At 71.2% G+C, this 21,886-nt stretch carries 21 protein-coding genes; 5 read left to right on the top strand and 16 right to left on the bottom strand.

Annotation, left to right across the window (positions count from 1 at the left end; translation table 11 throughout):
- Nucleotides 1-22: 22 nt before the first annotated feature.
- Together OG870_RS40630 and OG870_RS40635 are read right to left on the bottom strand one after the other, a co-directional pair.
- Nucleotides 23-445, bottom strand: coding sequence for a (2Fe-2S) ferredoxin domain-containing protein (locus tag OG870_RS40630; protein WP_266528867.1), 423 nt, complete (start codon nucleotides 443-445; stop codon nucleotides 23-25).
- Between the two features lie 124 nt (nucleotides 446-569).
- Nucleotides 570-1,805, bottom strand: a complete 1,236-nt coding sequence (locus OG870_RS40635) for a glycosyltransferase (protein WP_266591941.1) — start codon at nucleotides 1,803-1,805, stop codon at nucleotides 570-572.
- Between the two features lie 197 nt (nucleotides 1,806-2,002).
- Here OG870_RS40635 and OG870_RS40640 point away from each other — a divergent pair, with 197 nt between their 5' ends.
- Nucleotides 2,003-2,494: a phosphatase domain-containing protein gene (locus OG870_RS40640; protein ID WP_266528862.1), complete on the top strand. Its 492-nt coding sequence runs from the start codon at nucleotides 2,003-2,005 to the stop codon at nucleotides 2,492-2,494.
- Nucleotides 2,495-2,545: 51 nt separating this feature from the next.
- On the opposite strand, the gene OG870_RS40645 is transcribed toward OG870_RS40640, so the two are convergent.
- Complete coding sequence (locus tag OG870_RS40645; RefSeq protein ID WP_266528860.1) at nucleotides 2,546-2,761, bottom strand: dodecin; 216 nt, start codon at nucleotides 2,759-2,761, stop codon at nucleotides 2,546-2,548.
- A 38-nt stretch (nucleotides 2,762-2,799) separates the two neighbouring features.
- Entirely contained in the window at nucleotides 2,800-5,061 is a 2,262-nt protein-coding gene (locus tag OG870_RS40650) for a sensor histidine kinase (RefSeq protein WP_266591942.1), read from the bottom strand.
- A gap of 511 nt (nucleotides 5,062-5,572) precedes the next feature.
- Here OG870_RS40650 and OG870_RS40655 point away from each other — a divergent pair.
- Nucleotides 5,573-6,826 carry an extracellular solute-binding protein gene (locus OG870_RS40655; RefSeq protein ID WP_266591943.1) on the top strand — a complete coding sequence of 418 codons (1,254 nt, stop codon included), beginning with the start codon at nucleotides 5,573-5,575 and terminating at the stop codon, nucleotides 6,824-6,826.
- A 103-nt stretch (nucleotides 6,827-6,929) separates the two neighbouring features.
- On the opposite strand, the gene OG870_RS40660 is transcribed toward OG870_RS40655, so the two are convergent.
- Together OG870_RS40660 and OG870_RS40665 are read right to left on the bottom strand one after the other, a co-directional pair.
- A complete protein-coding gene (locus tag OG870_RS40660) occupies nucleotides 6,930-7,625 on the bottom strand; it encodes a polysaccharide deacetylase family protein (protein WP_266528855.1) in 696 nt (231 codons plus the stop codon).
- Nucleotides 7,622-8,296: a glycoside hydrolase family 11 protein gene (locus tag OG870_RS40665; RefSeq protein WP_266528852.1), complete on the bottom strand. Its 675-nt coding sequence runs from the start codon at nucleotides 8,294-8,296 to the stop codon at nucleotides 7,622-7,624. The genes OG870_RS40660 and OG870_RS40665 overlap by 4 nt, the downstream gene beginning before the upstream one ends.
- A gap of 335 nt (nucleotides 8,297-8,631) precedes the next feature.
- Here OG870_RS40665 and OG870_RS40670 point away from each other — a divergent pair, with 335 nt between their 5' ends.
- The gene (locus OG870_RS40670) at nucleotides 8,632-10,266 is read left to right on the top strand and encodes a serine/threonine-protein kinase (RefSeq protein WP_266591944.1); all 1,635 of its coding nucleotides are present in this window, start codon (nucleotides 8,632-8,634) and stop codon (nucleotides 10,264-10,266) included.
- Nucleotides 10,267-10,459: 193 nt separating this feature from the next.
- The gene (locus tag OG870_RS40675) at nucleotides 10,460-11,353 is read left to right on the top strand and encodes an alpha/beta hydrolase (RefSeq protein ID WP_266591945.1); all 894 of its coding nucleotides are present in this window, start codon (nucleotides 10,460-10,462) and stop codon (nucleotides 11,351-11,353) included.
- Between the two features lie 106 nt (nucleotides 11,354-11,459).
- On the opposite strand, the gene egtD is transcribed toward OG870_RS40675, so the two are convergent.
- Genes egtD through egtA form a run of 4 tightly spaced genes read right to left on the bottom strand, consistent with a single transcriptional unit; the run spans nucleotide 11,460 to nucleotide 15,950 of the window.
- Nucleotides 11,460-12,422, bottom strand: coding sequence for an L-histidine N(alpha)-methyltransferase (egtD, locus tag OG870_RS40680; RefSeq protein ID WP_266591946.1), 963 nt, complete (start codon nucleotides 12,420-12,422; stop codon nucleotides 11,460-11,462).
- Nucleotides 12,419-13,222 carry an ergothioneine biosynthesis protein EgtC gene (gene egtC, locus OG870_RS40685; protein ID WP_266591947.1) on the bottom strand — a complete coding sequence of 268 codons (804 nt, stop codon included), beginning with the start codon at nucleotides 13,220-13,222 and terminating at the stop codon, nucleotides 12,419-12,421. Before egtC ends, egtD begins: the two co-directional genes overlap by 4 nt.
- On the bottom strand, nucleotides 13,222-14,541 hold the full coding sequence (gene egtB / locus OG870_RS40690) for an ergothioneine biosynthesis protein EgtB (RefSeq protein WP_266529332.1): 1,320 nt from the start codon (nucleotides 14,539-14,541) through the stop codon (nucleotides 13,222-13,224). The genes egtC and egtB overlap by 1 nt, the downstream gene beginning before the upstream one ends.
- A gap of 56 nt (nucleotides 14,542-14,597) precedes the next feature.
- Nucleotides 14,598-15,950, bottom strand: coding sequence for an ergothioneine biosynthesis glutamate--cysteine ligase EgtA (gene egtA, locus OG870_RS40695; protein ID WP_266528838.1), 1,353 nt, complete (start codon nucleotides 15,948-15,950; stop codon nucleotides 14,598-14,600).
- A gap of 288 nt (nucleotides 15,951-16,238) precedes the next feature.
- On the opposite strand from egtA, the gene OG870_RS40700 reads away from it, so the two are divergent.
- Nucleotides 16,239-17,063, top strand: coding sequence for a TIGR02452 family protein (locus OG870_RS40700; RefSeq protein ID WP_266591948.1), 825 nt, complete (start codon nucleotides 16,239-16,241; stop codon nucleotides 17,061-17,063).
- 173 nt (nucleotides 17,064-17,236) lie between these two features.
- On the opposite strand, the gene OG870_RS40705 is transcribed toward OG870_RS40700, so the two are convergent.
- The 6 genes from OG870_RS40705 to OG870_RS40730 all read right to left on the bottom strand — a co-directional run bounded on the left by OG870_RS40705 (nucleotide 17,237) and on the right by OG870_RS40730 (nucleotide 21,820).
- Entirely contained in the window at nucleotides 17,237-17,635 is a 399-nt protein-coding gene (locus OG870_RS40705; RefSeq protein ID WP_266528834.1) for a cupin domain-containing protein, read from the bottom strand.
- A 19-nt stretch (nucleotides 17,636-17,654) separates the two neighbouring features.
- A complete protein-coding gene (locus tag OG870_RS40710; protein ID WP_266528823.1) occupies nucleotides 17,655-18,101 on the bottom strand; it encodes a type II toxin-antitoxin system PemK/MazF family toxin in 447 nt (148 codons plus the stop codon).
- A gap of 21 nt (nucleotides 18,102-18,122) precedes the next feature.
- Nucleotides 18,123-18,332 carry an antitoxin gene (locus tag OG870_RS40715; protein WP_266528820.1) on the bottom strand — a complete coding sequence of 70 codons (210 nt, stop codon included), beginning with the start codon at nucleotides 18,330-18,332 and terminating at the stop codon, nucleotides 18,123-18,125.
- Between the two features lie 198 nt (nucleotides 18,333-18,530).
- Nucleotides 18,531-20,018, bottom strand: coding sequence for a flotillin family protein (locus OG870_RS40720; RefSeq protein WP_266528817.1), 1,488 nt, complete (start codon nucleotides 20,016-20,018; stop codon nucleotides 18,531-18,533).
- Nucleotides 20,019-20,150: 132 nt separating this feature from the next.
- A complete protein-coding gene (locus tag OG870_RS40725; protein ID WP_266528814.1) occupies nucleotides 20,151-20,369 on the bottom strand; it encodes a hypothetical protein in 219 nt (72 codons plus the stop codon).
- Between the two features lie 26 nt (nucleotides 20,370-20,395).
- Complete coding sequence (locus OG870_RS40730) at nucleotides 20,396-21,820, bottom strand: amidase (RefSeq protein WP_266591949.1); 1,425 nt, start codon at nucleotides 21,818-21,820, stop codon at nucleotides 20,396-20,398.
- Nucleotides 21,821-21,886: the final 66 nt, after the last annotated feature.

Here is a 21,886-nt window from a genome sequence, read left to right on the forward strand (position 1 = left end):
CCCTACGAGAATGGCGAGAGGTTCAGCGACGACTCCGCACGCGTGCGTCCCGCGGCGGCCGGATGAACTGCAGCTCAAGCGTCACCGGTGGCTCGGCGACACCCGGCCCGCCCGCCGCCGCCCAGCCCGCGATCTCCTCCGTGCAGTCGTCGTCCATGGCGAACCCGACCCAGGTGGCCCGGCCGCCCGCCCGGCGCCCGGCGGCCGAGGGCTGGACGACGATGACGTTCGCCTGGTCGCAGGGGCCCAGGCAGTCGGTCGTACGGACCTGGAAACCGTGCTCGGCCGCCAAGGCGCGCAGCCGGTCCAGCTGCCAGACGTGGTCGGTGCCCGGGTGCTTGCGTGGATCGCCGCAGCAGCAGCCCCGGCACACGACGAGCGTGCAGGGGCGCTGCTGGGCCGCGCCGATCAGGGTGTGGCGGGGGGAGGGAAGAGCGGATGGCATGGCCCAAGCATGATCCATACGCCCGCTGCCCGATGCCACCGGGTGGAGCCCGCCGGACCTGTGGCCTCGTATGCCGTTCCAAGTGCCGCCCGGATCGGGCGAGTTGTCCGTCGGTGCCGGTGGTTCACGCGGACACGGACGGTCCTTCTGCGCCGGCCGCCTCGAAGAGCATCTTCGCGGCCACCGACGTTCCGTCCGTGCGGATCGTGCCGGCCACCGCGTTCGCCCGTGCCCGGGTTCCGGAGGCCAGGGCGGTGGCGAGTACGGCCGACAGGGACTCGACGGTCGGCGTCGGGCCGTCGTGCGCCGCGCCGATGCCCAGCTCGGCCACCCTGGCGGCCCAGGACGGCTGGTCCGCGATCTGCGGAACCACCACCTGAGGCGCGCCGGCCCGGGCGGCCGCGGTCGTCGTGCCCGCGCCGCCGTGGTGCATGACGGCGGCCACCCGGGCGAACAATGCCTGATGGTTGACCTCGCCGACCACGAAGCAGTCGTCCCGGTCGTCCACCGGAGCCAGGCCGGCCCAGCCGCGGGCGAGCAGGACACGGCGGCCGTAGCCACGGACCGCCTCGATGGCCACCCGCGCGAGGTCCTTCGAGAGGTGCAGGGCCATGCTGCCGAAGCCCACGTACACCGGCGGAGCACCGGCGTCCAGAAAAGCCTCCAGCTCCTGCGGGAGCGGGCGTTCGTCCGGCAGGAACCATGCCCCCATCTGCACGATGTCGAGATGCGAGACGTCCTGCCAGGGGCCCAGGACCGGATCCGCCGCCAGCCACGGCCGGTCGGTGAAGGTGTGGTCCCGGACGCTCCGCACCGGTGGCAGGCCGATCGCCGCCCGATGGGTGTTCTCCGCCTCGCCGTACAAGGCGTTCACACGCTGGTCGTCCTGCTCCCACAGCACCTTGAGGTCGCTCTCCTCCTGCGGCGACGGAGTGCCCGGGCGCGCCCCCGGACGGAGGTGCGGCGACGGCAGCCCGAACGGATGGAAACACGCGTACACGTACGGGATCCCCAGCTTCTCGGCCACCGAGCGTGCGCCGGCCGGCATCAACCCGGTCGCCACCAGCACGTCACATCCCTCGGCCGCCGCGGTGAGCGTGTCGAACCGCGCGGCGACCAGCTCGGGCGCGAGCCGGAACGCGTCCGCCGCGGACGGCGGCCTGGTGCCGGTCACCACCGAGCGCACCGTCGGGCCGAGCGGCACCAGCGGCACACCGGCACGGTCCAGCAGCGCCACGAACTCCTCGTCCGGAGGTGCGCACACCCGGACCTCCGCGCCCAGTTCCCGCAGCCGCACGGCAAGCCCCGCCAGCGGTTCGACATCCCCGCGCGATCCCCACGTCGACAACAGCACACGCATGGTTGAATCCCCCATTTCCGCAGGTCCTGGCTTCGGCCGCCCATCCTGCGGTACACCCCGGGCCTTGCCGCAAGCCCCCCGGTGCGCTATACGTTGAAGAGGGCAAGGAGATGGATCCGATGGATCTCCTTGCCGTTTCCTTTGCCGCCTGGTCGTCGGCCATCTCGTGCAGGTACGCCGGTGTCTAGGGTGGGCGGGTGACCGACAGCAGCAAACGCCCGCTCGCCGTGTTCGATTTGGACAACACGCTCGCCGACACGGCGCACCGACAGCGGTTCCTGGAGCGCAAGCCGCGCGACTGGGACGCTTTCTTCGCCGCCGCACCTCACGACCCGCCGATCCCGGAGGGCATCGCGCTGGTGCTGGAGAGCGCGAAGGAGTGCGAGGTCGTCTATCTCACCGGCAGGCCCGAGCGCTGCCGGCGTGACACGCTCGACTGGCTCACCGCACAGGGACTGCCCGACGGGCGCGTGTACATGCGGCGCAACGACGACCGCCGGCCGGCCCGCCGCACCAAGCTGGAGATCCTGCGCCGTCTCGCCCGTACCCGGGACATCCGTGTGCTCGTGGACGACGACGAGTTGGTGTGCGAGGACGCGCAACGGGCCGGCTTCACCGTCGTACGGGCACGCTGGACGGCCCCGTCCGCCGCGCTGGAGGCGGCGCAGGAAGGAGAGGGGCGGACCTGAAACGCCCGCTGGGGGACGGGCCCGTCAGGTCGGGGTTCTGCGGCCGGCCGGTCAGTCCGACTCGTCCAGTCGGAAGCCCACCTTCAGGCCGACCTGCCAGTGCGCGATCTGCCCCTCCTCGATCTGGCCCCTGACCTGGGTCACCTCGAACCAGTCCAGGTTGCGCAGAGTCTGCGAGGCGCGGGTGACACCGTTACGGATGGCCTGGTCGACACTGTCGGGCGAGGTGCCGACGATCTCGGTGACCCGGTAGGTGTGGTTCGACATGCGGGTGCTCCTCTCCGCCGTGACACCTGCGTCACGCGTCACTCCACCGTGCCCCAAGGCGCGGCCGAGCGCGACACGTCGGGGCCTTGCTCCTGCCCGCGTTTGCGCCGCGCGTGCCGTCGGGAGACGGGCCCCTTCGTCCGCGGCGGGCCACTGTCCTCGCCGTGGCCGGGCGGTGGGGTGGTTCCTCGCTGGGTCCAGGCTTCGTGACCGGCCCGCGCTTCCGGGGAATCCTGCCCGGGGAAGGGACCCGCGGCGGCGGCGGCGGTGCGTCGCGGCGACGGGGCGTCCCTGACGGCGGCCAGGGACAGCGTCTCGGCGTCGGGTTCGTCGCTGGGTGTCCGATACGTGATCGTGTCGGGCAGCATGACGAGGGCCGTCGTGCCGGACGGCTCACCTGCGGGGCGTGCGGGGCGCAGCTGGACGCGGATGCCGTGCCGGCCGGCCAGTCTGCCCACCACGTACAGGCCCATGTGCTGGGAGATGTCGGCGTCCACGGTGGGCGGGTTGGCGAGCCGGTGGTTGATCGACGCGACGTCGTCGGCCGGCAGGCCGATGCCGCTGTCGTGGATTTCGAGCATGATGCGCCCGTCGGGCGGGACATCGGCGGTCACCCGGACCTGAGAGTGCGGGGAGGAGAACGAGGTGGCGTTCTCCAGCAACTCGGAGAGCAGGTGGACGAGGTCCGTCACGGCACGGCCGTGGATCTCGGCCTCCGGTATGCCACAGAAGGCGACGCGCTCGTACTGCTCGACCTCGGAGGCGGCCGCGCGGATGACGTCGACCAGGGGCAACGGCTGATCCCACTGGTGGGCGGGTTTCTCACCGCCGAGCACGAGGAGGTTCTCGCCGTTGCGGCGGACGCGCGTGGCGAGGTGGTCGAGGCTGAACAGGTTCGCCAGCTGGTCCGGGTCGGTCTCGTGGTCCTCCAGGTCGGTGATCAGGGCGAGTTGACGCTCGATCAGGGACTGGTTGCGGCGCGAGAGGTTGCTGAAGACCGTGTTGATTTCGCCGCGCAGCAGGGCCTGTTCGGTGGCGAGCCGTACGGCCTCGCGGTGGACGAGGTCGAAGGCGCGCGCCACCTCGCCGATCTCGTCGGTACTGGTGATCGCGATGGGCACGGCGAGCCGGGAGTCGACCTGGCCGGGGGCGGTTCGTGACAGCCGGGCGATCAGTGCCGGCAGCCGTTGCCCGGAGATCTCGATGGCGGCTGCGGTCAGATGGCGCATACGGCTGCTCATCGTGCGCGCCACCCAGGAGGCGAGGAGGAAGGCGATCAACAGGGACGCGAGGACGAGCGCCGCGTTGACGACGGCGTCGCGGCGGGCGTCGTCGGCGATGCCGCGCGCGCCGGCGAGCGCTGTGTCGGTGAGATGGACCTCGACGCCCCGGTAGGCGTCGAAGCCGAGCGTGGAGGCGGCGAAGAACGACTCGGGGGTGATGCCCTCGGCGGCCAGCCGCGCGGGCGTCTTCCCGTCGGCGATCTCGCTGATCATCTTGTCCATGCCGGGTGGCGCGACGTAGGTCCGGCCCGCCGCCCTGGCGTTGGCGGCAGCATCGGCGCTCCGCTGTTCACCCCGGCTCCGCGCGTCGGCCAGCGCCTTGCGCAGCCGTGCCATGTCCTCGGCGGTGCCGGCGCCCGCGTACTCCTGGAGCGCCACGGGTTCGAGGTAGGCGTACGAGCGGAAGGACGCGAGCTGCGACTGGAGTTCACCGGCGGCGAGGGCGCCGCGGTCCTCGACCAGCAGATGAGTGCCGATGGAGCGGGTCAGGGACTTGGCCGCCTGGGTCAGGGAGATGGCGTAGAGCGTCCGGCCGAAGCTGGCCTGGTTGGTGCTGCCGAAGCCCAGCTCGTTCGACATCTCCATCAAGGGGTGCTGGAGCAGGTGGTAGCTCTCCTCCGACCGCACTCCGGACAGGCGTGAGGTGAAGGCGTTCGAGCGTATCGTCGGCAGCTGCTTCTCGCCGGTGCGCACCAGTTGGACCCGCCGCAGGAGGCCGGCGGCCTTCGGCATGTGGCCGACCGCCCGGTCGAAGGCCTCGGCATCCGCGTCCGTGACCTTGCGGGCCCGCACGACCGCGGCGGCGTTTCTCTCGTCCTTCAGCAACGGAACGACGGACACGTCCCGTTCGTTGATCGCGTCACCTGCGTACCTGTTCGCCGCCTGGACCAACTCGGCGACGCGGACCGCGTCGTCGGCGGCCCTCCAGGTGTCCACCGAATGCCTTACTCGTAAGCCTCCCAGGACGAGGGCGACGAGTACCGGGATCAACAGCACGGCTCTCAGGCGCCTGGCCACGGGCCAGTTGCCCGTCAGGGACCGTCGCCGGGCGGCGTCTGCGGTTGGCTGTAACGCGGAGTTCGGCAAGATCGTCCCATCGGTGCTGGATCGCCTCGCGTTCGACGCAGGCCGTGCACCCTCTTAACGTCCCGTGGCAGGGCCATCGTTCAGGCGGGCCTGTGACCTGCCTGAACGATGGCCGCCGCGCGCGTCTCTTCGACTGCCCACCATCCGCGGGGCGGGCGGCTTCGGCACAAACGGCTGATCCTGGTCGTCGACGCCGAGCGGACCGTACGGCGCCCGCGGGCAGTGCGGTGTGCGCGGTCCCGAACGGAGCGGCGCCTGTGGTACGCGTCACCCCCGCGTGTCCCAACCTGGGCCGGAGTGCGAGATGTCCGGGGTGTCGCGAGGATGCCCCTTGACCTCCCGCATTGGTCCATACCAAAATCCGGCACACCCGTACGAGCCGTGCGCTCGTCCCCCCACGTCGGGACCCTTCCCCTGTCCGCCAGGCAGAACAGGACCCCTCGTGAGACGTCGTCGCCTCCTCGCCCTCACCTCCGTCGGCCTCGTCAGCGCATGCGGACTCGAACCCGGCGGATCCGGCCGGCGCACCGTCACCGCCTGGCTGATGAAGGACAGTGCCTCGCAGAGCTTCCTGAGCCGTTTCACCGAGGCGTTCGAACGCGACCACCCGAACCTCCGGCTGGACATCCGCATCCAGCAGTGGACGGGCATCGGCCAGAAGGTGCAGCACGCGCTGGACGCCGACTCCGGGAACGGTCCCGACGTCATCGAGGTGGGCAACACCCAGGTGCCGCAGTACGTCGAAGGCGGCCGACTGCTCGACCTGACACTGGAGTCGTCACTGCGCTGGGGGAGCGAGCGCTGGCTGCCCGGTCTCGCCGAGCCGGGACAGTTCCTGTCCCACCAGTACGGCATTCCCTGGTACGCGGCCAACCGGGTCGTCATCTACCGCAAGGACCTGTTCGCGCAGGCCGGCATCAGGAAACTGCCCCGCACGCGTGCGGAGTGGCTCACCGTGACCGAGACCCTCAACTCCGGTGGCAACCAAGGCATTTACCTCGCCGGGCAGGACTGGTACACGCTCGCGGGCTTCATCTGGGACGAGGGTGGCGACCTGGCGGACGACGGTGACGGCGAGGGCTGGCGCGGCACACTGGACACCCAGGCCGCCCAGCGCGGCATGGACTTCTACCGCCGCCTGCACGCTCTCGGCGACGGACCATCCCGCGCGGACGAGGAACACCCGCCCCAGGCAGGCGTCTTCGCCGCGGGAAAGGTGGCGCAGATCGTCGCGGTCCCGGGGCTCGCCCGCACCGTCGTCCAGCAGAACCCCGATCTGAAGGACACGTTGGGCTTCTTCCCCGTGCCCGGCCGGACCGCCGCCCACCCCGGAGCGGTGTTCACCGGCGGCTCCGACCTCGTCGTACCGAACAACACCCGCGAACGGGACGGCGCCGTCGCCCTCGTCGGCGCACTCACCGGCGCCAAGTGGGACACGGAACTGGCCCGCACCATGAACTACGTCCCCAACAAGAGGTCCCTCGCCAGAGCGGTGGACGGCGAGGAGGGCGTCGCGGCCATGGCGGCCGGGGCCGCGCAGGGCCGGGCAACGCCCAGTACACCTCAGTGGGGTGCCGTCGAGGCGGACAACCCGATCAAGGACTACATGACACGGGTGCTCACCGGGGCCGACCCGGCGACGGAGGCCCGTAGGGCGTCCCGGCGCATCACCGAGGTTCTGAACAGGCTGAACTGAACGCCTGGCGCGGCGGCCGGGAGGGTGCCGCGCCAGGCGCTGCTGCGGCCGGTCGGACGTGTCCGACCGCCTGCGCAGAGACGTTCCGTTCAGGACCCGCGGTTCACGCCCCCGTCGGGGCCACGGCACGGCCCGTCTGCGGGGAGATCGGGCCGGCGCACAGATTGCGGGCGGTCAGCCCCTGCGCGATACGGGGGATCGCGGCGACCGTGTTGGCGGGCCAGTCGTGCATGAGGATGACCTGGCCGTTGGTGAGCCGGCCGGCCGCCGCCACGATCGCGTCGGTGGAGGCGCCGTTCCAGTCCTGCGAGTCCACGTTCCAGATGATCTCGGTGAGCCCGTACCTGGCCTCGACCGCTTTCACCGTCGCGTTGGTCTCGCCGTACGGCGGGCGGAACAGTTTCGGCGTACCGCCCCCGGCGCTCGCGATGGCCTGCTGGGTCCGGGAGATCTCCGAGTCGATCTGAGCCTGGCCGAGCTGGGTGAGATGCGGGTGGGTGTAGCTGTGGTTTCCGACCCACATGCCAGCGGCGACCTGGGCCTTCACCTGGGCCGGGTAAGCGGTGGCGTACCGGCCCTCGTTGAACATGGTGGCCCGCAGCCCGTTCTGCTTCAGCGCGTTGAGCAGTGCGGGCGTGTTGCCGGAGGGACCGTCGTCGAAGGTGAGACCGACGTAGCCGCTGCAGGTGGCGGCCTGCGCCGGAGCGGCGTGCCCGACGAAGCTCCCCGCTGCGGCCAGCGCGACGACGGTCAGTGCCGTCGACAGACGACGTAACGGGACACTCGACGCGGCACTCATCCGGCCACCGTGATGGTGGAGCTTCCGCTGCTCTGGTATCCCTCGGTCGCCATGATCATGTAGTACTTGAAGCTGCCGAGGTTCATGCCGGCGCGGGCCCATGCGTCGAAGTGGTTGCCGGTGGTGATGGTGCCGCCCGTCCGCTTCGATTGCCGCACGCTCCAGTACTGGTTGAAGGTCCTGGTGCCTTCGACGGACGGGGCGTTGTACCGCGTCGTCTGGTAGATGTCGTACGTCCCGCCGTCGCTGCTGACGGCGCCCTTGTACGTTCCCGTGGGCCGGTAGGTGCCCCAATTGTCGACGATGTAGTACTCGACGAGCGGGTTCGACGTCCATCCGTACAGCGCCAGGTAGGCGTTCCCGGACGGGTTGAAGCTGCCCGAGTAGGACACGTTCCGGCGGGCGCCGTTGCTCCAGCCCTTGCCGGCGACGAAGTTCCCGGTGTTCCTCCAGTTGGTTCCGTAGTTGCCGCCGGAGTCCAGGGTCATGGAGACCGTCCCCTGCGCGTCCGTCCAGAACGAGTAGTAGAAGCCGTTGTTGGTGCCGGTCTGGTTCGTGGTGATGACCGTGGCGGCGCGAGCGGTGCCGGGGAGCGCCAGCGCCGACGCCGTCCCCAGCAGCAGGCCGCAGGCGGCCCGGCGGCTCATCGGGTGTGCGGGTGTGAGGTCCATGAGCGGGGTTTCCTCCTCGTGGTGCGAGGGCGGGTATTGGTCCGACAGTGTTGGCCTGTCCCCGTCAAGCGTCAATAGTTTCGGCATTGATCGCGAAACATTCGACTCCTTTTGGACGCCTGATGGGCACTCATTGTGCCGCTCTACCAGGAGAGTTGTTGGTTCTCGTCGAGGGCGATGACTTATGACATTCGATTGAGATCATGAGCCGGTGAGAAAATCTCCGAATGTTTCGATGCCATTCCGGACGACGGGTTTTGGCCTCGCGCGGCCGGGGGCAGCCGATACGCTGGACAAAGGCCGTGAACCGGGGGCGGGGGGCCATGGATCCACGGATGCAGTTGCCGGTGGGCGGGTACGTCTGTGAGCGCGAGCTCGGCCGGGGCGGGCAGGGTGTGGTGTGGCTCGCCCGGGACCGGACGGGGCGGCAGGTCGTGGTGAAGTTCCTGCTGCCGGGCAAGGAGTACGACGAGGTCGCGCTGGCCCGCGTACGCCGGGAGTTCGGTGCGGCGAGCCGGGTCGGTGAGCTGGCCACGGCGCGGGTCCTGGACGCCGACCTGTCCGGACGGCACCCGTACATCGTCAGCGAGTTCGTCCCCGGCCCCACGATCCACCAGCATGTGGCCGCAGGTGGGCCGTTGCCCTCGGGGCGGCTGCAGTCCCTGGCGCTGGCCGTCGCGCACGCGTTGGCGCAGGTGCACCGGGTGAGGGTCGTGCACCGGGACATCAAACCGTCCAACATCCTGCTCTCCGCGGACGGACCGCGGATCATCGACTTCGGTATCGCCCGCGACGACCGGCTGCTCGAGTCGGCGCTCACCACACCGGGCAGCGTGCTCGGCTCGCCCGCGTACATGTCGCCCGAGCAGGTCAAGTCGCTTCGGGTCACCGCCGCCTCCGACGTGTTCTCCCTCGGCGGCACGCTGTACTTCGCCGCCACGGGGCGGCATCCCTTCGAGGGGGAGAGCGACTACGAAGTGCTCGTCGCGGTGTGCGAGCGCGACGCGGATCTCACGGGGGTGCCGGAGCCGGTCCGTTCGGTCATCGCCGACTGCCTGCGCAAGGACCCGGCGGAGCGTCCCACCGCGGCCCAGCTCGTCGCCCGGCTCGCGGGGGCGGCCAAGGAGGCGCCGGAGGACGGGCAGACGCAGTCGGGGGTGGCGTCAGGCCCGCCGCAACTGCCGGCGTCCGGGCACGGGAGCGGCGCCGCCGGCCCCCGCCCCCGTACGAGCGCCAAGCAGCTGCGGCTGTGGGGGTTCGCGGCAGGCAGCGCCGCGGTGGCCGTGCTGCTGGCCGTCGTGCTCAGCACCACCTCGGGGGGATCGCCGACGAAGGGTGGCGGCCCGCGGGTTCATGGCTCGGCCTCCCCGCCCGTCTCGTACACCGATGACCTGACCGACTCGGGCGACTGGTCGCACAAGGACCCGTCCCTCGGGAGGATCACGCACGACGGCGGGACCATGCTGGTGGATCCCAGGCCCGAACTGGAGGTGTGGCCGCAGGCACCCTTCGAGCCGTCCTCCTTCCAGGTGCGGCTGAGCACCCAGGCGGAGTGGTACGGGGGCGAGGGCGGGGTCGGCCTGTGGTGCAACGGCTCGGGGGACTACGAGAAGGGTTCCCGCTGGGCGACCTACCTGACTACCGATCAGGAGGCCCTGATCGTGCGCGAGTTCCGCTTCAAGGGGGCTTTCCAGCATGACCGGGTCGTCGAGGTCGACCTCGCGGACAAGGGTCTGAGAGTGGAGAGTCGGCAGCTGGTCGACATGTCGATGACCTGTTCCTCGGCCGGCCAGGGCCGGGTCAAGGTGGAGCTCGCCGTCGACGGCACCCGGGTCGCCTCGTACACCGGAGCCGCCTTCGACGAGCGGGGCTGCGGTGTGGCCGCCTTCCACTACAGCGCGACCGACCCGAAAGGCACGGCCTTCCACGCGGGCTTCGAGCGCTTCACCGCGTCCGAGCCGTCGGCGTGATGACAGCACACTGACTGCGCACTGACTACGCGCCGATTACTCACTGACTACGCACCGGCAGCGCGAGCAGCTCGCCCGGCTCCTCCGGCGGCGACGAAACGGAACCTGGCCCTCGGGGTATTGCGCGATCGGGGACGTGCAGCCATTATCAGGAATCCTGTTACTTTAACCTTTAAGCGATAGGCGCCCTGCCATGCCACTCAGCCCCCGGACCAAGGCCAGAGGGGTCCAACTCCTCCTCGGCCGCATGATGAGCCGCGTGCACAAGGATCTCCGCTTCACCGACATCTCGAAGCGAACCGAGACGCTGCGGGTGGAGACCGGAGCCGGGCCGGTTGCCTGTACGGTCTACCGCCCGCCGGTCACCGCAGCGACCCCCGCCCCCGTCTACATCAACTTCCACGGCGGCGGTTTCGTGGTGGCCCGCCCCGAGCAGGACGACCACATCTGCCGCTACATAGCCGCCACGGCCGGCTGCGTCGTCATCAACGTGGACTACGCCGTCGCCCCGCAGCAACCGTTCCCCGCGCCCGTCACCCAGGCGTACGACGTGACCGCGTGGGTCGCCGCGAACGGCGCAGCAGGCGACTGGGACGGTTCGCGCCTCGCCGTGGGCGGACACAGCGCCGGGGCCACCCTGACCGCCGCGGTCTGCCGGATGGCCCGAGAACGCGGCACGTTCACGCCCCGGCTGCAGATCATCGACTCGGCGCCGCTCGACCAGGTCGCCGATCCCGCGACCAAGCAGTCCCTCATCGCCAAGCCGCTGCTCACGCCTCAGCTCATGCGGATCTTCACCGCCGCCTACGTGCCGGACCCTGCCGACCGCGCCGATCCCCTCGTCTCGCCCGGGCTGGCCGACGACCTCGCCGGACTCCCTCCGGCCCTGGTCATCACCGCGGAGAACGACCGCCTGCGCGACGAGGGCGACGCCTACGCCAAGGCCCTGGAGGCGGCCGGCGTTCCGGTCACCCACCGTGTCTTCGAGGGCGTCGACCACTACTTCACCCACACCGGCCCGGTGCCGACCGGGAAGGAGGCCATCGACCTGATGGCCACCGCTCTGCGCACCGCGCTGAGCGACTGACACCCGGAACGCCGAGGACATCGGGTGCCGGCGTCATCGCCCGCCGGCACCCGATGTCCCGCGACGCCACCTGCCTGTCAGGGCTGGGTCAGCGCTGCCCCGACGGTCACCGCGCCACGCTCAGCGACAACGCGAATCGGCTCTCCCCATCCGTCCACCAGTGGGCCAACTCCAGCCCGGCCGAGGACAGTTCACTGCGTACGCGCTCCTTGCGGAACTTCGCCGAGATCTCCGTGCGCAGGTCCTCGCCCTCGGTGAAGTCGACGGCGAGGTCGAGTGCGGGAACCTTCACGGTCTGCGCGGTGCGGGACCGCAGGCGCATCTCGATCCACTCGTTGTCGGCGTCCCAGAGGGCGACGTGGTCGAAGGCGTCGGCATCGAAGTCGGCGCCCAACTCGCGGTTGACGACGGTCAGGACGTTCTTGTTGAAGGCCGCCGTCACTCCGGCCGCGTCGTCGTACGCCCGGACCAGAACCTTCTCGTCCTTGACCAGGTCCGTGCCGAGGAGCAGCGCGTCGCCAGGGGAGAGAAGGGAGCGGACCGAGGCGAAGAACGCGGCCCGTTCGGACGGGAGCAGGTTGCCGATCGTGCCGCCGAGGAAGGCGATCAGCCGGGGACCCGGCGTCTCCGGCAGCGTCACGCTCGCAGTGAAGTCGGCGATCAGTGCGTGGACCTGGAGGCCCGGGCGCTCGGCGATCAGGGCGTGCCCGGCCTGGGTGAGCGCGCTGTCGCTGACGTCGACCGGGACGTAGGTGTGCAGGTCGGTCAGCGCGTCGAGCAGGTACCTGGTCTTCTCGGAGGAGCCCGAGCCGAGCTCGATCAGGGTGCGCGCGTGGGTCGCCTCGGCGATCTCGGCGGAACGGGCGATGAGGATCTCCCGCTCCGCGCGCGTCGGGTAGTACTCGTCGAGTTCGGTGATCTGCTCGAACAGGTCGCTGCCGTGGGCGTCGTAGAACCATTTCGGAGGCAGTGTCTTGGGCGTGCCGGCGAGGCCGTGCCGGACGTCGGCGCGCAGCGCGGCCTCCGTGGCGTCCTCGGGCAGGGTGCGGGTGAGAAGGAACGGGCTCACGTACGGGGCTCCTTCGGCAGTGCGGGTGCCAAGGCGTCGCTCGGCTCTTTGAGAGGCTCCTTGAGAGGGGTGAGCAGCACGTCCGTGCGGCTCGCCGCGAGCAGTGTGCGGTCGGGGACCTCCTGCCAGTGCGGGTCGTCGTCGTAGGGCTCGGAGGCGACGACGGTGCTGCGGCCGGGCCGGGACAGGTACCAGAGGGTGTCGCCCCAGGTGGTCGCGGTGATCGTCTCGCCGTTGGTGAGCAGCAGGTTGAGCCGGGAGCCGGGGGCCGCCTCGGCGACCTCCAGGACCGTGTCGGCCAGCGCCTGCCCCTCGTCGTCGCCGCGGCGCAGCCGCGCCAGGACCAGTGCCCACACGAGCGCCGAGTCGTTGCGGGCCTCCAGCGACAGCATGTCGACGGCGGGCAGAGTCGCCACGAGGGGGGCGAGCGAACCCGGCCATCCCTTCACGGCGCCGTTGTGGCTGAACAGCCAGGGCCCCGCGGCGTACGGTGCCGCCGCGGCCTCCGCGTCGGCGCCCGACAGGGTCGCGTCGCGTACGGCGGCGAGCACGGCGCCCGAGCGCACGACGCGCGCCAGGTCGGCGAAGGACAGGTCCGCCCAGATGGGCCCGGCGCGGCGGTACCGCGCCGGCACCGGGTCACCCTCGGCGTACCAACCCACCCCGAAACCATCGGCGTTGACCGTCCCGTACCGCTGCCGCCGCGGTGCCCACGACTGCCGGTACAGGGCGTGCGCGGGCTCCACGAGGAGGCTGCCGAGCGGCTCCTCGGGCCCCAGGTACGCCAGATGACGGCACATCAGATATCTCCCGCGGACCGGGCGGTGCGGAACCCGGAGAAGATCTGCCGCCGGATCGGGTAGTCCCAGTTGCGGAACGTTCCCCGGCAGGCCACCGCGTCCACGGCGAACGAACCGCCGCGCAGCACCTTGTACTCGGGCCCGAAGAACACCTCCGAGTACTCCTTGTACGGGAAGGCCTGGAATCCCGGGTAGGGCTGGAGGTCGCTCGACGTCCATTCCCACACGTCGCCGATCAACTGCCGTACGCCGAGCGGTGATTCGCCCTCCGGGTAGCTGCCGGCCGGGGCCGGGCGCAGATGCCGCTGGCCGAGGTTGGCGTGCTCCGGCGCCGGGTCGGCGTCGCCCCACGGGTAGCGCATCGAGCGCCCGCTCGCCGGGTCGTGGCGGGCAGCCTTCTCCCACTCGGCCTCGGTGGGCAGCCTGCGCCCGGCCCAGCGGGCGTACGCGTCGGCCTCGTACCAGCACACGTGCAGCACCGGCTCGTCGGACGGCACGACCTCCGTGACCCCGAAGCGGCGCCGCAGCCACTGCTTGCCGTCACGGCGCCAGAACAACGGGGCGTTGATGGAGTGCCGGCGGATGTGCGCCCAGCCCTCGGCCGTCCACCAGCGCTCGTTGTCGTAGCCGCCGTCGTCGATGAACGCCTGGTACGCGCCGTTCGTCACCGGCGTCGTGTCGATGTGGAAGGACGCCACCTCGCGCCGGTGTGCCGGGCGTTCGTTGTCCAGCGCCCACGGCTCGCTGGAGGTGCCCATGGTGAACGGGCCGCCGGGGACGAGGACTTCGGCCGGTCCGCCGGCCAGCGGTGCCGGTTCCGGGTCCGGGGCGGTGAGGGCCGGGGGGCCCTTGCGGAGCTGATGGGTGATCAGCATCGTCTCGTCGTGCTGCTGTTCGTGCTGAGCGATCATCCCGAAGGCGAAGCCCGCCTCCGTCAGCCGCGTGCCGTGGAAGTCGGCGCTCTCCAGCAGGTCCATCACCCGCCCGCGCACGTCCGCCGCATAGGTGCGGGCCTCGGCGGGCGGCAGCAGCGGCAGCGAGGGCCGTTCGGAACGCGGGTGCTCGAAGGCGTCGTAGAGGCCGTCGATCTCGGGCCGCATCGCCTCCCGGCCGGCGACCGCCCGCAGCAGCCACAGCTCCTCCTGGTTGCCGATGTGGGCCAGGTCCCACACCAGCGGGGACATCAGCGGCGAGTGCTGTGCGGTCAGGTCGGGCCCCTCGACACAGCTGGTCAGGAGGGTGGTGCGGGCGCGGGCGGTGGTGAGCGTCGTCAGCGCCCGCCGGCGGAGTGCTTCCGCGTCGATGAAGGTGCCCTCCATGACGGTGGCGTCCCTGACGGTGTCGTTCACGGAGGATTCGTCGATGGCGGGGTCGTTCATGTGCGCAGGTCCTTCCCGTGCGGCTTGGGGGTCCCTCCGGTCGGGCGAAGCCGGGACTGGGGGAGGTCCGTGCCGCGCACCCGGTCCAGCAGGTCGTCGGCGGGGCATCGACCCTGGATGACATAGCGGTCCAGATACGCCGCCACGGCGTCCGCGACCGGTGTGGTGGCCCCGAGCCGCGGCAGGGCTTCGAGCGCCGCGGTGAAGCACACGACGGCTGCCTCCTGCAGCTCGGGGTCGGCCAGGCCGTACCGGGCCGCGTCGGTCCACAGCGGATTGTGCGGCGCCGGCAGCCCGAGCGCCCGCTCGGCCAGCGGCTTCACGGTGCGATACGCGGTCTCCGCGGCCTCCGGATCATCGAACAGCGCCGTCGCCACGGCGAGCGGGACGATCCAGCCGTCGTCGCCGGGCTGCGCGTCGATCATGCGCAGTTCCAGGAAACCGCGTGGTCTGACCGGCGGGAACAGCGTCGTGATGTGGTAGTCGAGGTCCTCGCGGGTGGGCGGCCTGGGCGACTGCGACCTGGTCCACTCCCGGAAGGTGAGCCCCTCCGGGACGTCCCAGGGCCCGTCGTCCCGTCGTACGCACATCACCGACGAGTCCATGACGTGCCGGGCCCAGGTGCGGCGCGGGTCGCCGTCCAGCGGGGGCGCGCCCGCCCGGTCGGCGCCTATCTCCATCCACAGCAGCTGGCGGGTGGAGCGCCAGCCGGTGGGCTCACCTCCGGCCAGCGGTGAGTTGGCGAACGCGGCCACCAGGACCGCGCCCAGCTGGTGCGACAGCCACCAGCGCCGCCCGTGGCCGAGCGGCCCTGGCTCCTCGTATCCGGCGTCCAGGCAGACCTGGACGGAGGCCGAGGTGCACATCATGCGGCGACCGGCCGGACCGTTGCGGTCCAGACAGGCCTCCAGGGCGTCGTAGCGCGGTTCGTGCAGGAACCGGCGCGGCCGATGCCAGGGGTCGTGGCCGAAGCCGACGATGCCGAGACCGTGCTCGCGCAGCGCCGCGCGGACGGCGTCGAGGTCGGCGGAAACGGTACCGATGCACTCCATCAGGGAGGTGGCGGGCGACGAGCTCAGTTCCAGCTGGCCGCCGGGCTCAGTGGTGAGCGCCGACCTCAGGGGCACGGTCCGCAGCGAAGCGTAGGCCGCTTCGAGTCGTTCGGGTGTGACGGGGAGCTGCGGTGTGCGCAGCTCGTGGACGAGCCATTCCACTTCGACCCCGACATTTCGGGGTGGGCCGGTCTTGAAACAGATGCCCCGGACCAGTGCCTCCACCTCGGGTGAGGTGAGGGGGGTGCGGGGCTCCGTACAGTCGCTCGCCGGAGCGATGCTCGGCGTATCGGACATGGTGGGAACCTCCTGAGATTCGACTGTGCCGCCGACCGGCCCGTCAGGTGCCCGGACGGCAGCACTCGTCCTACCCAAGACCCTCCCGCCGTATCGCACAAGGGTGCGTATCGGCACGTTCCGGCTCGGTAATCTCCTCGTTCCGAGCGTTTGCTGCGGATTTCCTGGGCGTTCGCGGACGCGGAAAACTCTGTTGCACCGCGTGTCCAGCATCGCCCAGGATCGGTGCATGAGCACGACGGGGGAGCGCGCGGGGCGCGCGAGCATGGCGCACACGGGGGTGGCGCCATGAGCGCGCGCCTGCGTGGCATCGCGCGGCAGACGGAGCAGATCGTGGCGGCCGGGACCTATCGCGCGCCCGACGGGCGCGAGGTCTCGATCGCCACGGCGGTCGAGGCGGCCCGGGCCGGCACGCGCATGCACGGGCCAGATCCGCTGCGGATACCGGCGACCGCCCTCGTCGACACGTTCTTCGAGGTCACGGGCGAGAGCAGCCTGGAGGCCGCGCACCGGCTCGGCGGCCGGACGGCGGTACTGAACTTCGCCTCGGCCCGCAATCCGGGCGGCGGGTTCATGAACGGCGCACAGGCCCAGGAGGAGGCCCTGTGCCGCGCCTCCGCCCTCTACCAGTGCCTTCTGCAGGCCCCGGAGTTCTACGACCACCACCGCGCACACCGTGGCCCGTTCTACACGGACCGTGTCATCCACTCACCCACGGTGCCCGTCTTCCGCGACGACCGCGGCCGCCTGCTCGACGAACCCTGCACGGCGGGCTTCCTGACCGCCGCCGCTCCGAACGCGGGAGTGATCAGACGTACGACGCCGGAGCGCACCGGTGAACTGCCGAAGGCCCTGGGCGTCCGCGCCGAGCGGGTGCTGGAGACGGCCGCGGCCCACGGCTACCCGAGGTTGGTGCTGGGCGCCTGGGGCTGCGGAGTCTTCCAGAACGAGCCGGAGCAGGTGGCGGGCGCCTTCCGCGCGCTGCTCGGTCCGGACGGTCGCTTCTCCCGCACCTTCGAGCACGTGGTGTTCGGAATCCTGGACCGCACGCCGGGCAACACGGTCCGCGGGGCGTTCGTACGGGCGTTTCCTGAGCGTCAACTGCAGCCGTAGGGCCGCGGCGTCGGCCTCCTGAGCGTGCCTGCATTCGCTCGGCTGCCGGGTGGAGAGGCCCCCGCGGACGGGGGGATGCCGCGGGGGACTCTCGCACAGGAAGAGGGAGGAAAGACGGCCCGCGTTCCCGGCGAGGCGTTGTTCTTGCTTCGGCTTCGGCTTCGGCTTCGGCTTCAGCGGGCGCGGCCGATCCGCATGCCGGGGCGGCGGCGGTGGACTGTCAGGTAGGCGAGGCCCTCGGCGCCCGCGGTGAGGCTGCGGGTGGAGCCGTGGGGGAGCCAGAGCAGGGTGCCCGTGGTGAGGGACTGCTCTTCGTCTCCCGGGGTGCCGCCGAGGACGCCGTCGCCCGAGACGACGAGCAGCAGCACGTCCAGGTGAGGTTCCGCGTGCGGGGCGACATGGCGGCCCGGTGCCAACCGGACGACATTGGCGTCGAGTTGGCGTCCGCTCTCGGTGAGCTTCCACAGCACGCCGACATCATCCCCGGCGGCGGTCACGGCGCCGGTGTCGCACAGGATGCGCGCGGTCGCCGCCTCCGGTTGCTCACCGGTGGGTGTCCCGGCCTCGGTCATCGGCTCACTTCCCGCGCCCTCAGTTCCAGCCGTAACGCTCGTGCAGCCGGTGCCGCACCAGGTTGAACCGTCCCCGGTCCAGGGCACAGGCCTCCCGGCGCATGCCGTCCTCGTGCAGCCGCAGGACCCGGTCCACGTCGACCCAGGAGTCACGCCCGGACCGGTCCCACGGGCCGCTGCCGATCGCCACCCACTCCCGGTCGTCGTCGTGCCGCTTGCTGGACAACTGGACGGCGAGCAGGGTGCCGGCCGCCTCGCGGGCGACGACGAGGACGGGACGGTCCTTGCCACGGCCGTCGTTCTCCTCGAAGGGCACCCACGTCCATACGATCTCGCCGGGATCCGGGTCGCCGTCGTGCGCGGGGGAGTACTCGGTGCGCACCGTTCCGACCTCGCGGGGGTGGGCCTCGGTGGTGGCGGTGGGCCCGAAACGGCCCGGGACGTTCTCATCGGTAAACGCAGTCACGCAGGCACCATAGAGGACCCGTCAGCCGGCGGAGTCCCTGCCCTCTTCGCCCAGGCGCTCGACCACGTCCTTGGCCTTCTCCACGCCGGTGTCGATCTGCTCGCTGTACTTGCCGTCCGTCTTGTCGTCGACGAGATCGCCCGCCTTCTCCAGCCCGTCGCCGATGGCCTCGCCGTGTTCCTCGGCGACGTCCTCCGCCTTGTCCTTGAGGTTCTTGAGGGACTCGAACATCAGGGCCTCCCTGCTCGGAGCCGCGCGCAATCGCGCGCCGTGCGCAATCGCGCACAGAGGCGATGCTTCCCCTGCGGAACACCGCCGGGCAAGAGGGCGCGCGAAGCACACCGGGGCACACGGACGCCGGGAACCCCCGAGATCGAGGGCCCCCGGCATGCCGTCCGGCTGTACGGCCTTCTCCTACACGTCCTTCTCCTACACGTCCTTCTCCACCGGCACCTTCTGCGACGGCGGCGCCGCGATCCCGTTCAGGGACGGCGAAGTCCCGTTCGGGGTCGGTGCGTTCTGGTTCATGGAGGCCAGCAGCTGGCGGGCCAGGCCGAGGCCGGTACCGCCCATGGTGAGCGCCTTGGCGAGCATCTCGGCCATGCCGTCGGCGCCGTTGAGCACCACCATGTTGTCGACGCTGCCGAACGCGGACGCGCCGGCCTTGACGATCTCCGGCCAGTTCTCCGCGAGTTGCTGGGCGACGACGGCCTCCTGGTTCTCGGCCAGGGCCGAGGCCCGTGCCTTGATGGCCTCCGCCTCGGCGAGGCCCTTGGCCTTGGTGGCCTCTGCGTCCGCCAGGCCCCTCGCCTGAGCCGCGGCCGCCTCGGCCTCACCGGTGGCCCGCGTGGCAGCCGCCATCGCGGAACCGCGCGACTTGGTCGCCTCGGCCTCGGCACCCGCGGCCGTCTTGACCCGGGTCGCCTCGGCCGCCGCCGCGAGCTCCGTCTCCTTCGCCTTGGCCTGCGCTGCCGAGATACGCGCGTCGCGCTCGCCCTCGGCCAGCGTGCGCTTCTCGTAGGCCTTGGCATCCGCGGGCTTGCGGACGTCCGCCTGGAGCTGCTGTTCGCGCCGGTGCGCCTCCAGTTCGGCGACCCGGGTCTCCTGGACCACGACCTCCTGCCGGGCCGCGGCGTCGGCGAGCGGACCGGCCTGGCGCGCCTTCGCGCCCGCCTTGTCGCGCTCGGCCTGGTAGCCGGCCTGGAGGATCTCGCTGTCCCGGGTGGCCTGGGCCATCCGCGCGAACGACTGCTGCTCGGCCTCGGTGGCGAGACGGTTCGCCTCCGCCTGAGCGATCCGGGCGTCCCGCTGGACGGCCGCCGCGTGCGGCATCGCCAGATTCTGGATGTACCCGGTCGGGTCCTCGATCTCATGGATCTGCAGGGAGTCGACGATGAGCCCCAGCTTCTCCATCTCCGTGCCGCAGGCGGCCCGGGTCTGCCCGGTGAGCTTCTCCCGGTCGCGGATCATGTCCTCGACCGTCAACCCGCCGACGATGGACCGCAGATGACCGGCGAAGACGTTGTGCACCCTCTCCGACATCATCTTCTGCTGGTCGAGGAAACGGCGCCCCGCGTTCGCGATCGACACGAAGTCGTCGCCCACCTTGAAGATGACCACGCCCCGCACCTTGAGCGGAATGCCCTGGTGGGTCACGCAGTCCACATGCAGTTCGGTCTCGTTCAGGTCGAGCGAGAGCTTGCGCACCGCCTGCACACCGGGCAGCACCAGCGTGCCCCGCCCGGTGACGATGCGGAATCCCATGCCCTCCTCCAAGCCCTCCGTGCGGTGCTTGGAGCCGGAGATGATCAGTGCCTCGTTGGGTTCCGCGACACGCCACATCATCTTGAACAGACCGATCAGAACGGCGATGGCAACAACCGCCACCCCCGCAACGACGCCGACGATCATCGGCATACGCCCCCTTTGCATGGTGCCCTTTCGGCACCGAACGAAGGGAGTGTGCTCCTGCCCGAGGCCCGGGTGAAGACGCTGGCCAATCCTTGTCACGTTCTTGACGCAAGCGCTCTCACCTGGGGCTGAGCACGCTCAACTGTCGTACGCGGCCGTGACGTAGACCGTCCTCGGTGGCAGGTACTCCACCACCATCACCACCGTGCCCCGCTCGATCCGGACCGTCCCGGTGGCCGGATAGGCGAGGAAGTGCTCCGCCCCGCCCCGCACCCGGACGATCACCTCGCCGACGAGCCCGGGCCCGACCGTTCCGGTGACCCGCCCCATGAGCCCGACCATCGACGCATCGTCCATGGCCACAGGGTAAGTGCCGAACCGGCCTAGGCCGCCGGGAAGTCGGTGGCGATCTGCTGCGCCGGCCACGCCTCGTGCCAGCGCAGTTGCGCCTCCAGCTGCGCGGCCAGTGAGATCAACAGCGGTTCGCTGCCGTCCGGTCCGAGCAGTTGCGCCCCGACGGGCAGCCCGCCGTCGACGAATCCGGCCGGGACGTTCACGCCGGGCCAGCCCAGCACGTTCCACGGCCAGGCGTACGGGCAGGCGGCGATCATCGCGCGGTCCGTGGCGAAGCCGCTCAGCTGCAGCATCGAGCCGATGCGCGGCGGGGGCGCGGCCGTCGTCGGCGCGAGGACCACGTCGTACGACGCGAAGAAGCCGCCGATACGACGGTGCAGCACCGCCTCCGCCCGCCGTGCCGCCCTGAGCGGCGCCCCGCCGAGCAGCCGGCCCAGCCGGGCGGCGCCGTGGGTGCGCCGGTCGAGCAGCGCGGGGAAGGGCGCCTCGCGGACCCGTTCGGCGAGGCCGACGGTGGCACGGGGGACGAAGGTGAGCCCGATCCGGCCGTACGGCGGGTCGGCCTCCTCCACGACGTGCCCCAACCCGCTGAGTTTCTCGGCGAGTTGGAGTACCTGGGTGCGTACCTGCGGCTGGAGGCGCGCGGGCAGGGCGGTGAACGGCGGCTTGAGGGCGAGCGCGATGCGCAGTCGGCCGGGCTCACGGCCGGCCGCCTCGGAGGCGTTGATGGCGGGGGGCCGGTGCGGGTCGTGCTCGTGGTTGCCACTCGCCGCGTCGAGGAGCAGTGCCGCGTCCGCGACCGTACGGGCCAGGGTGCCGTTGACGGTGATGCCCTGGAAGGACTCGCCGCGCGGCCAGGTGGAGATGCGGCCGCGCTGCGGCTTGATGCCGATGAGATGGGTCCAGGAGGCGGGGATGCGCACGGATCCGGCGCCGTCCGAACCGAGGGCGGCCGGCACGAGACCGGCGGCGACGGCGGCGGCCGACCCGCCGGACGAGCCGCCCGGGGTGTGTTCCGGGCTCCAGGGATTGCGGGTCGCGCCGAACGCGGGTCCCTCGGTGAATGGCCACTGCCCGAACTCGCAGGTGTTGGTCTTGCCGACGATCACGGCGCCGGCCGCCCGCAACCGCCGTACGGCCTCACTGTCCTCGGCGACCGGCGGGAACTGCCCGTCGCAGCCGAAGGCGGTCGGCTCACCGGCCACGTCCGTGTCGTCCTTGACCGCCACCGGGACGCCGAGCAGCGGCCTGCGCACCCCGGCCGCCAGTTCCTTGTCCGCCGCCTCGGCCTCGGCGAGGGCGGCCTCGGCCCGCACGAGCCGGAAGGCGTTGAGGGACGTCTGCGTCGCCTCGATCCGCGCCAGCGTCCGCTCGACGAGCGCCTGGGAGGTGACAGTGCCGTCGGCCAGCGCACGGGCGGTCTCCAGCAAGCCTGCGGAACGGTCGGGCGTCATGCGGCACACCTCCGGGACGGCATCGTCTACCGAACGGTAACGTCCGAAAGCGCTTCGCCGGAACGC

Origin of the sequence: Streptomyces sp. NBC_00461 (assembly GCF_036013935.1) — a bacterium.
GTDB lineage: Bacteria > Actinomycetota > Actinomycetes > Streptomycetales > Streptomycetaceae > Streptomyces.

Coding starts and splice junctions, on each gene's coding strand:
- OG870_RS40705 (WP_266528834.1), bottom strand. CDS start 17,635: ATGACCGAGGCCGGGACACCCACCGGTGAGCAACCGGAGGCGGCGACC.
- OG870_RS40725 (WP_266528814.1), bottom strand. CDS start 20,369: ATGGACGATGCGTCGATGGTCGGGCTCATGGGGCGGGTCACCGGAACG.
- egtA (WP_266528838.1), bottom strand. CDS start 15,950: ATGTCCGATACGCCGAGCATCGCTCCGGCGAGCGACTGTACGGAGCCC.
- OG870_RS40730 (WP_266591949.1), bottom strand. CDS start 21,820: ATGACGCCCGACCGTTCCGCAGGCTTGCTGGAGACCGCCCGTGCGCTG.
- OG870_RS40670 (WP_266591944.1), top strand. CDS start 8,632: ATGCAGTTGCCGGTGGGCGGGTACGTCTGTGAGCGCGAGCTCGGCCGG.
- OG870_RS40635 (WP_266591941.1), bottom strand. CDS start 1,805: ATGCGTGTGCTGTTGTCGACGTGGGGATCGCGCGGGGATGTCGAACCG.
- OG870_RS40630 (WP_266528867.1), bottom strand. CDS start 445: ATGCCATCCGCTCTTCCCTCCCCCCGCCACACCCTGATCGGCGCGGCC.
- OG870_RS40665 (WP_266528852.1), bottom strand. CDS start 8,296: ATGGACCTCACACCCGCACACCCGATGAGCCGCCGGGCCGCCTGCGGC.
- OG870_RS40675 (WP_266591945.1), top strand. CDS start 10,460: ATGCCACTCAGCCCCCGGACCAAGGCCAGAGGGGTCCAACTCCTCCTC.
- OG870_RS40700 (WP_266591948.1), top strand. CDS start 16,239: ATGAGCGCGCGCCTGCGTGGCATCGCGCGGCAGACGGAGCAGATCGTG.
- OG870_RS40660 (WP_266528855.1), bottom strand. CDS start 7,625: ATGAGTGCCGCGTCGAGTGTCCCGTTACGTCGTCTGTCGACGGCACTG.
- egtC (WP_266591947.1), bottom strand. CDS start 13,222: ATGTGCCGTCATCTGGCGTACCTGGGGCCCGAGGAGCCGCTCGGCAGC.
- OG870_RS40645 (WP_266528860.1), bottom strand. CDS start 2,761: ATGTCGAACCACACCTACCGGGTCACCGAGATCGTCGGCACCTCGCCC.
- egtB (WP_266529332.1), bottom strand. CDS start 14,541: ATGGAGGGCACCTTCATCGACGCGGAAGCACTCCGCCGGCGGGCGCTG.
- OG870_RS40715 (WP_266528820.1), bottom strand. CDS start 18,332: ATGTTCGAGTCCCTCAAGAACCTCAAGGACAAGGCGGAGGACGTCGCC.
- OG870_RS40720 (WP_266528817.1), bottom strand. CDS start 20,018: ATGCCGATGATCGTCGGCGTCGTTGCGGGGGTGGCGGTTGTTGCCATC.